The sequence below is a fragment of the Mycolicibacterium chlorophenolicum genome (assembly GCF_001044235.1).
Lineage (GTDB): Bacteria > Actinomycetota > Actinomycetes > Mycobacteriales > Mycobacteriaceae > Mycobacterium > Mycobacterium chlorophenolicum.
This window is the reverse complement of record NZ_JYNL01000015.1, coordinates 47,212-53,590: the sequence shown is the minus strand read 5'-3', so window position 1 is coordinate 53,590 and position 6,379 is coordinate 47,212. Positions and strand designations below refer to the sequence as shown.

General features: G+C 64.5%; 6 protein-coding genes. 3 read left to right on the top strand and 3 right to left on the bottom strand.

The window, feature by feature from the left end; genetic code table 11:
• Positions 1-543, bottom strand: a 543-nt coding sequence (locus MCHLDSM_RS07305) for a cbb3-type cytochrome c oxidase subunit I (RefSeq protein ID WP_201780365.1), incomplete at its 3' end; no start/stop codon positions are given.
• Between the two features lie 510 nt (positions 544-1,053).
• On the opposite strand from MCHLDSM_RS07305, the gene MCHLDSM_RS07300 reads away from it, so the two are divergent.
• The 3 genes from MCHLDSM_RS07300 (at position 1,054) to MCHLDSM_RS07290 (ending at position 3,640) form a co-directional block, all read left to right on the top strand.
• Positions 1,054-2,073, top strand: a complete 1,020-nt coding sequence (locus tag MCHLDSM_RS07300; RefSeq protein WP_011896140.1) for a M23 family metallopeptidase — start codon at positions 1,054-1,056, stop codon at positions 2,071-2,073.
• A gap of 239 nt (positions 2,074-2,312) precedes the next feature.
• Positions 2,313-2,696, top strand: coding sequence for a BlaI/MecI/CopY family transcriptional regulator (locus MCHLDSM_RS07295; RefSeq protein WP_041801148.1), 384 nt, complete (start codon positions 2,313-2,315; stop codon positions 2,694-2,696).
• Positions 2,696-3,640: a M56 family metallopeptidase gene (locus MCHLDSM_RS07290; RefSeq protein WP_011896142.1), complete on the top strand. Its 945-nt coding sequence runs from the start codon at positions 2,696-2,698 to the stop codon at positions 3,638-3,640. The genes MCHLDSM_RS07295 and MCHLDSM_RS07290 overlap by 1 nt, the downstream gene beginning before the upstream one ends.
• A gap of 755 nt (positions 3,641-4,395) precedes the next feature.
• On the opposite strand, the gene MCHLDSM_RS07285 is transcribed toward MCHLDSM_RS07290, so the two are convergent.
• Both MCHLDSM_RS07285 and MCHLDSM_RS07280 read right to left on the bottom strand, forming a co-directional pair.
• On the bottom strand, positions 4,396-5,286 hold the full coding sequence (locus MCHLDSM_RS07285) for a cytochrome c oxidase assembly protein (protein ID WP_233211219.1): 891 nt from the start codon (positions 5,284-5,286) through the stop codon (positions 4,396-4,398).
• A 133-nt stretch (positions 5,287-5,419) separates the two neighbouring features.
• The gene (locus MCHLDSM_RS07280; protein ID WP_041801095.1) at positions 5,420-6,037 is read right to left on the bottom strand and encodes a TlpA family protein disulfide reductase; all 618 of its coding nucleotides are present in this window, start codon (positions 6,035-6,037) and stop codon (positions 5,420-5,422) included.
• Positions 6,038-6,379 lie beyond the last annotated feature (342 nt).

Below are 6,379 nucleotides of genomic sequence, written 5' to 3'. Positions count from 1 at the left end.
GCCCAGCCCGCCGACGATCAGGCCGAGAATCCAGAGGTCGGCGCCGGCGCCTGGTGAATTGATCGCACTAGACAAGGGTGTGTAGGCGGTCCAGCCGAAGTCCGCGGCGCCGCCGGGGGTGATGAAGCCCGCGGTGGCGATCAGTGCACCGAAGAGGAACAGCCAGAACGAGAACGCGTTCAGCCGCGGGAACGCGACATCGGGGGCGCCGATCTGCAGCGGCAGCACCAGATTCGCGAAGCCGAACACGATCGGGGTGGCGTAGAACAGCAGCATCACGGTGCCGTGCATCGTGAACAGCTGGTTGTACTGCTCGTTGGACAGGAACTGCAGCCCCGGCACCGCCAATTCGGTGCGAATGAACAACGCCATCAACCCACCGATGAGGAAGAAGGCGAAACACGCGACGCAATACATCATGCCGATCAGCTTGTGATCGGTGGTCGTGATCAACCGGTAGATCAGGTTGCCTTTCGGGCCCATCCGGGCAGGAAAAGGACGGCGTGCCTCCAGTTCCGCGATCGGTGGCGCATCGGCAACCATTGAATCCCTTCCGCCACGCGCCGGAACGCGCTCCCATTATCTACTGACTAGATACGTAGGATACTCTACGGCGGAGCTTAGTACTACCTTGCGTAGCTGCGCCATCCCGGATCCGGGCGTGAGCCACATCGCCCGGTGACGGGTGCCCCGCCGGGGCGGGTGCAGAGCACTCGCGCCCGCTCCGGCCAGCGCTGAAGGGTCGTTTTCTGCGCGCGCGGCGTTGCGCTATCCGGCGACGACGGGAGTTGTTTCGAGGTGGGTCGCCGAACGACATCCATCCTTGGCGATCGTCCGTAACTCGCAATCTACTACGTACGTACCAAGGATCGAGATTGTGTGCAGCGCTGCGTTCTGACGTAACCAAACTGATTGCGCCTCAACCCTTTGCGCGAAGCATGTTGCCATGCCGGGGGGACCTCGCTACGGTCGGCGGCTTGCCCAATCGCGGGCATTGGGTTAGCGTCTCGCCAACCAGATAACGAATTGGTAACGGCAAAGGATCGTCTCGAAGTGGTGCATCACCGGATCGCGCAACCAAACGCGCCGGCCGATCTCGCCAACGACGTCACCGAGATCATCGCCCTCGGCGAGTTCGGCGCGATGCTGGATATGCCCAACTATTGCACTGATCCCCTTGCCATCGAGCTCGCGGTGTTGAACGCACCTGAACTCGACGACCTCAACGATGTGGTCGACGAGTCTCCGCGGCTGCTCCTCTCACCGAGAGATGCTTCGAAGTCAGAACCGCCGACCGTGCCAATCCCCGTCGGCGGGGCAAGGCTTCCGGGAAGCCCACTTCCGTCTCACCGGGCGCTGTCGGGCGCTACCGTCCGCGCTTCTTGTGGGGCGCATCGAAAAATCCCCCCGGCCACCGGCGCGGCGCACAGCAGGCTGGTCGTCACGGCTATCGCCGTTGGCGCGATCGCTGCCGCAGCGAATACAGCGGTCAACGCAGCCGATGCGCAGCAGCCGGTTTTGGTCGCAGACACTGCGGCGTCCCCGGCTGCCCTGCCCGACCCTTCGGGGATGCAGATCATCCCAGTGGCGAACAGCTTTGATGCCGGGATCCATCGACAGGAGTTGGCCAACGGGGCGGCCTACGCTCAGGAGCGGGCACAGCGGGAGGCACGACTTCGGCGCCCACAGTTCGTTTTTCCTTCCCGAGGCATCTTGACATCGGGCTTCGGAGCCCGGTGGGGCACCCTGCACGCCGGTCTCGACATCGCCAACGCCGTCGGTACTCCGATATACGCCGCATCAGATGGCGAGGTCATAGCTTCCGGTCCGACACCGGGTTTCGGCATGTGGGTCAAGATTCGTGCCGGGGACGGCACCGTGACGCTCTACGGGCACATTGACACCACCATGGTGCAAACCGGCCAGCGGGTGATGGCCGGCGACCAGATCGCCACCATGGGCAACCGAGGCAATTCGACAGGACCGCATCTGCACTTCGAGGTGCATCGCAATGGAACTGACAAGATCGACCCGATGGCGTGGTTGGGGGAACGGGGAGTACCCGACGGCTAGGCGCCCTGGAGAGGCCGGGCGATCCGAGGGGTCGAAGGCCCGGCCTCATGGCCGGCAGCATTCGCGAAGTGCATGCCCGCCGCTGAAGGCTACCAGCTCAATTACTGACTTCCTCAGTAGGATCCTGCCTGGCCCGGCTGGCCGCTGCGAGGTTGCAGTCGGTGCCGCGCGCTCACTTCAGCGTCGGCACGCCGATCGACACCGTAAGCTACCTACTGACCAATTCAGGAGGTTCGATCATGGCTCGGGTGCGTGGCTTCGGAGAACTCGAGGCGTCGATCATGGATCGCCTCTGGAACCGTGACCCTGACGCCGACACCACGGTACGGGACATCTTCGACGAGTTGAGCACCGAACGCCACATTGCGTACACCACAGTGATGTCGACGATGGACAACTTGCACAGCAAAGGCTGGCTGTCGCGTGAACGCGACGGCAAGGCTTATCGCTATCGGCCAACGCTGACTCGCGAGGAGCACAGTGCACGACTCATGCTGGAGGCACTGAGCGGCGGCGGTCGATCCGAGGCGATCCTGAGTCATTTTGTGGCGCAGATCGACGCGGAGGAATCCGCTGATTTGCGTGCTGCGCTGCGGCGTCTGGCCCGCAAGTCGGGTCGCTGATGACCGTCGCGGCGGCGTTGCTGCTGTACGTCGCGGCAGTCCTGTACACCGGACCGAAGGTGCTGGTTCACATCACGGCCGACGGCGGGGCTCCGCGCCTGGCGATAGCCGCGTGGATCACAGCTGTCGTGACGGTGATCGGCTGCGCGGTCGCCGCCGTCGCGCTGCTGCTCATCGAGGCCGCTGGGCATTGGGACAGCCCCGACGCGCTGCTCGTCACGTGCCTGGAACGTCTGCGCGCCATTCTCGTCGGCCACGCCGGGTGGCCGGCCCGAACCGTCGCAACCGTCGCGGTAGCCATCGCCGTCGGTAGTCTGATCGCCGTCGTCTTTCGAATCGGCCGCGCTCTGGGGCGCATGCGCTCCCACACTTTCGCGCATGCCGACGCCGTACGCCTGGTGGGCAGGTCGTACGGCAGCGATGTCGTGGTCATCGAAGCATCCGAGCCTGCGGCGTATTGCGTGGCGGGCCGCCCACCGGCGATTGTGGTGACCTCCGCAGCTCTTGCCGCACTCAATGAAGACCAACTGGCTGCCGTTGTCGCCCACGAGCGTGCTCACCTAGATGGCCGGCACGCCTACGTCGTCGCCGCGACCCGCGGCCTGACCGCCGCGCTGCCCACCTGCGGCCTCTTCGCGAGCGCCGCCAGCCATATCAGTTCTCTATTAGAGATGTGCGCCGACGACGCGGCCGCTCGTCGCCACGGCCGTCAGCCGCTGCTCGCTGGCTTGTTGACCCTCTCGGGCGCCACCACCCCGGCGCACGGTCTGGCCGCCGCCGGTATCGCCGTGCTCGCTCGTGCCGAACGCTTATTGAAGCCACCACGAAGGTTTGCCCGCATCCGCACCCAAGTCACGCTCAGCGGTGCAGTAGCAGCGATGGCCACTACACCGTTGGCGATCGTCGCTCTGTCCCTAGCGGGCGTGTTGATCTGCTTCGCGTAGACGGCTCACGCGCCAAACGACTTCCCGACCGACCGTTGGCGCGTCCTAATACGGTGCTGGACGGCGTCCTTGTTGAACTTGCAGCTACGCAAGGGGCTTGGTGCTTGTACTGATAGCTAGACGCCCATGAGGTGAGCGGCGGCCGGGTCGGCTACGAGCAAGGCCAGCACCGCCAAACTCAGCGCCAGCAATAGCGCAGTCGCGATCCATCGGCGAGCTAGCCGACCCGCCGACCGCGCGTGATGCTGGTGTGGCCAAGTCGACCGCGGTCCCTGGCAGGACACGGCCAGTGCACTCTTCACACCACTAACCTACTATGTGACTACGTATATGACCATTGCTTGACTGTCACGCGGCACCAGGTGCGGCGATGGTCCCCTAGCGCCGGATAGTCGAGCCTGCGCCCGGGCGCCTAAGGCATTCATCGTCTCCTCCTCTTCTATGCCAGTGAATTCGGAATAGACTGCGTCAGTGAGGATTCCGTAAAGACCCGATTACCGATCCATGCGGTATGGGCGGCTCTCGCAGCCGTTGCAACCATCGTTGCGCGAATGCGCTGATACACAAAGCCCTCGTCGCCAGGTCGCGGGCCAGTATCTCGAATTGATGATCAGCAGCACGGTTTACGATTCCGGCCGCACCACCGGATGCAGTTAGGGCGGTTCTCCGGGGATGGCGATGTGCGGCGACCTAGGTCCGGCGCCAGGATATTGCCCACGTCTCGTCGTGGCGGTGTTCGGCAGATGGGCAGCTGGTCAGCGCTGTTGGTGCAGTTGGCGCAGAAATGCGTTGTAGGCAGCCAATTCCGCGTCGTCGCGTTCGACGTCGGCCTCCCTCTTCACCGACTCCAACTCCTCGTCACGGCGCCATCGGATGGCGAAGATCACCGTGGTCAGCAGGGCGACCGGCTCGCCGTAGGACCACGCCAAGGCGCCGGCGACCCCCTGGTCGGCGACGGGGTCGACGTTCCAGTCCGGCGGAGGTTGGGCGAAGGTCTCGGTGAGCGTCCGAGGCGCCATCATCAGGATGACGCCGATGAAGACGTGCAGCGGCATCTCGACGAAGATGTCGAAGAAGCGTCCGAGGTTGCTCTGCCGGACCGGCAAGGGACCGGTCGACAGGATCGGCACGATGAACAACAGGCCGCTGACTAGGAAGAACACTTGCAGTGTGACGTGTCCGGCCACGCTGGCCGCCGCCGCGTCGAACAGGTCGGAGAGGTACAGGCCGTAGTAGCTCAACAGGAACACCGGAATGGTGAAGCCGGGGTGCAACACGATTCTGCTTGCCCGGCAGCGCAGTCCGCCGAGCGCGGAGATGACGACGTAGCGTCCGAGTCCACGATGGGGCGTGGACCTCAGTAGCAGCCTGCCGGGCGCACCCAGCACCAGCAGCGGCGGGACGAGGATCGAGAGCGTGAGGTGCTGGAACATGAAGGCACTGAACAGTCGGTAGCCGTAGCCGTCGATGGCCAGGCCCGTCACCGCCGCCAGGGCGATACAGCCCGCCAGGAAGCTCGCCGTCCGTTTCCACGCCCACTGGCGGCCCCGCGATCTGACGACGCGAACGGCGAGCAGGTACCAGACCGCCAAAACAATTGCTAATACGGGCAATAAAGGAACCGGTGGTACTAGCCAACCGAGCATCGCCCAGAGCGACGGCGGCGAGGTGGGGAGCACCACCTGACCAATCACGGTGCCGCCTTCCGTCGAGTCGCACCGTTGCGCCTGAGCCTCGGCCGGGCCCCGCGGTGACGTGCGGCCGGGGCGGGGTCACCGTTCACCGCGGTGGTCCGGAGCCGGTTGCGGTCTCGGCGGCGAGCCGACGGACCACCGGTTCGAGATCCTCGGCGAGCAGCGCCCTCAGGAACACCGCGGCGACGCGATGTGACCGGTCCAAGACGATGGTGGATGGAATAGCGGTCGTGGGATACCTCGCGCCCAAAGCGATCATCGTGCGCATCGGTGGGTCGTAGATCGATGAAAAGGTGACCTTGCGATCGACGATGAAGTCAACCGCCGCTTCGCGATTGTTGTCGCGGACGTCGATGCCCAGGAAGGCGACTCCCTCGTTGCGGGTCGCGTCGTACACCCTTTGTAGTTCTGGCATCTCGGTTCGACAAGGACCACACCACTGACCCCACACGTTGATCACAACCACCTTCTCGGAGAAGTCATCAAGTGACAACGTGCGGTCAGGGTCCATCAGGTCGGGTCCGCTTATCGGCCCCGGCCGACCACGACTCAGCGGCGGGTCATAGAAGATGTCGACCTGCCCGCCCGGCGACACGAACTCGAATGTGCCACCCTGCGCGACGGCATCGGCTCCGCTGGAGCATCCGGACACTGCGGCACCGAGCAGTACCGCGCTCAGGCCTGCAGCGATGCCGCGCCGCATCAACGGTGACCAACGTGTCGGGGGTCGCCGCCGGCACCAACGCTCAACACCCATGTCCAGCCGCGACCGCGACATTCGAGGCGCATCGGTCAGTCGATGAGTCATTTGAGCGCCTCTCACGTTCGCTCGTTGAGATATAGGCCTGCCGACTCGAAGCTGCGCAACGTAGGGCGTGAACTTTGGCGACGACACAACGACCTCCGTTACGGGACGTTCGGCGGCGACCCTGGTGCAAGAGCCCGCTGCGCACGCCACATCCTACGTAGGGACTACGTAGGATGTTAGTGCACCGGCTTCACCCGAATGACCGGACTGGCATGGTGGGCCGGATCGACCATGCTC